We start from the raw sequence: 2,374 nt of genomic DNA, 5'->3' as shown, positions 1-2,374 counted from the left end.
TCAGAGGGTTTCGCGATGCATATCTTTCAGATCAGGCAGACCAGCAGCGGCGCCATCCTGTGGACCGGCAACGCGAGCGACGCGACGTCGGCCCTCGACGCCATGGCGCGGGAAGCCGGATACACTCACTACGACGCCCTGCCGGACACGATCCGCGCCGCCGGAATCGTCGCCATGGAACTGACTCAGCTGGGGTGATCTTGCGGAGACAATCCCGGCCAGCGGCGACGAGCCGGCCTTCCTCGGATGGATTCCCACTTCCGTCAGGCCGGCTCCACCGGAAATGTGGTTGTCGGGTTCACGAATTCGTCCTGTGCCGCCACGGTCAGGATCTCGCGCGAGCCGGCCTCCGCGGTGCGGCGCAGGAGGCCGTAGACCGAGGCGCCAGCCATGCCGAGCGCGATCGCCGCCGAGCGGGTGCGCAGGTAATGGACGAGGAACAGGGCCGCGATGGCGTCGCCGGCGCCGTTGACGCCGAGATCGAGTCGCGGCGTGCGCAGGAGCCAGTAGGCGCCGCCCTCGGCGGCCATCAGGTCGATGCTGTCGGCGGGGGTCTCGTCGGTGACGAGCGAAGTCACCAGCACCACCCGCGGCCCCATCGCCTGGAGCACCGCCACGGCGCGTTTGGCTGCGTCGAGGCTGCGCGAGGTCAACCCTGAGAGGTGGTCGAGCTCGAACTGATTCGGCGTCACGATATCGGCCGCCGGCAGCGCCTGCTCGCGCATGAATTCGGGGATGCCGGGGCGGACATAGATGCCGCGGTCGGTGTCGCCGATCACGGGGTCGCAGCAATAGAGCGCGGCCGGGTTCAGCGCGCGCACGGCCGCCACCGCCCGCACGATGGCGGTCCCGATATCGGCCGAGCCCATATAGCCCGAGAGCACGCCGTCGCAGCCGCCGAGCACGCCGCGCTCACTGATGCCCGCCACCAGGTCTTCGATCATCGGCCCGTCGAAGACCCGGCCGCGCCAGGCGCCGTAGCCGGTGTGATTCGAGAACTGCACCGTATGGATCGGCCAGACCTCGACCCCGAGCCGCTGCATCGGGAACACCGCCGAGGCGTTGCCGACATGGCCGTAGGCGACGTGCGATTGGATCGAGAGCACTTTCATCGTGGGTCGACCTGCGGGTGATGGGGCTCGTGGTAGCGGGTTTTGCCGGGGCGCGCATCTCGTGCAGGCGGGCGTGCCTTGCCCCGACGGCTCCGCTTCCCACATGGGCACGGACTTCAGCCAGGGCTCCCCATGGATTTCGACGCATTGCGGACCGGGACCCTCGCCTTCGTGGAGGCCCACAAGGCCTGGGCGCCGCTCGTCGTCGGGGTGCTCGCCTTCTGCGAATCCCTCGCTTTCCTCTCGATCCTGGTGCCAGCCACGGTGCTGATGCTCGGCATCGGCGCGATGATCGGCGCCAGCGGCATCCCATTCTGGCCGGTGATGATCGGTGGCGGGATCGGGGCGGCGCTCGGGGACTGGGTCTCCTACGAGATCGGACGATATTTCCAGCACGGGGCCAAGACGATCTGGCCGATGAGCCGGTACCCCGAGATGGTCGCCAAGGGCGAGGCGTTCTGCCAGCGCTTCGGCGCCTGGGGCATCGTCATCGGCCGCTTCATCGGCCCGGCCCGCGCCGTGGTCCCCCTCATCGCCGGCATCTTCGAGCTGCCACGGCTGCCCTTCCAGATCGCCAACTGGAGCTCGGCCTTCCTGTGGTCTTTCGTCTGGCTCGCGCCGACGGCGGGGCTGCTGACGTTCATCACCGGGTGAGGCTTCGGTGCGATCAGGCGAAGTGCCAAGCCCTCGTCATGATGGATCGACCGACGCGACTTCCTCGCTTGCCCTCGCGGAACGACGCCGCAGGTGACAAGCGCGCGTCGGCCTGATTCTCTGGACGTCATCCCGATTCGGGACAGAAGCCCCGCAAAAAGCATGTCAGCCGCCCTCGCCCACGTCATTCTCCCGCTCGATCGCCGGCAATCGGCGACGGCGCTCCACGTTCAGCGCGGTGTGCGCCGGCTCTTCGCCGAGCTCGGCCATGTCACGATCCCGGAATTCTCCCTCGCCAACGGACGACGCGCCGACGTCATCGCCCTGTGCCCGGCCGGGCGGCTCACCATCGTGGAGATCAAGTCGAGCGTCGCCGACTTCCGCGCCGACCGGAAATGGCCGGACTACCGCGACTATTGCGACCGCTTCTTCTTCGCCATCCCCGACAGCCTGCCCGCGACCCTGACGCCGCCCGAAACCGGCCTCATCGTCGCCGACGCCTTCGGGGCGGCGATCCTGCGCGAGGCGCCCGAGCATCCCCTGAGCGGCCCGCGCCGCAAGGCGGTGACCCTGCGCTTCGCCCACAATGCCGCGCGGCTGCTGCATGC

At 68.8% G+C, this 2,374-nt stretch carries 4 protein-coding genes; 3 read left to right on the top strand and 1 reads right to left on the bottom strand.

The features are described 5' to 3' along the window. Positions 1-15: 15 nt before the first annotated feature. Entirely contained in the window at positions 16-198 is a 183-nt protein-coding gene (locus ACFE7U_RS17485) for a hypothetical protein (RefSeq protein WP_375410981.1), read from the top strand. A gap of 65 nt (positions 199-263) precedes the next feature. Here ACFE7U_RS17485 and pdxY read toward each other — a convergent pair whose 3' ends face one another. Continuing rightward, positions 264-1,112 carry a pyridoxal kinase PdxY gene (pdxY, locus tag ACFE7U_RS17480; RefSeq protein ID WP_375410980.1) on the bottom strand — a complete coding sequence of 283 codons (849 nt, stop codon included), beginning with the start codon at positions 1,110-1,112 and terminating at the stop codon, positions 264-266. Between the two features lie 132 nt (positions 1,113-1,244). Here pdxY and ACFE7U_RS17475 point away from each other — a divergent pair, with 132 nt between their 5' ends. Together ACFE7U_RS17475 and ACFE7U_RS17470 are read left to right on the top strand one after the other, a co-directional pair. Further along, positions 1,245-1,766, top strand: a complete 522-nt coding sequence (locus ACFE7U_RS17475) for a DedA family protein (protein WP_375410979.1) — start codon at positions 1,245-1,247, stop codon at positions 1,764-1,766. A 162-nt stretch (positions 1,767-1,928) separates the two neighbouring features. After that, positions 1,929-2,374 (top strand): MmcB family DNA repair protein (locus tag ACFE7U_RS17470; protein WP_375410978.1); only part of this gene is annotated, 446 nt, incomplete at its 3' end.

Origin of the sequence: uncultured Methylobacterium sp. (assembly GCF_964251405.1) — a bacterium.
Taxonomy (GTDB): domain Bacteria; phylum Pseudomonadota; class Alphaproteobacteria; order Rhizobiales; family Beijerinckiaceae; genus Methylobacterium.
This window is presented reverse-complemented; position numbering and strand designations above follow the sequence as displayed.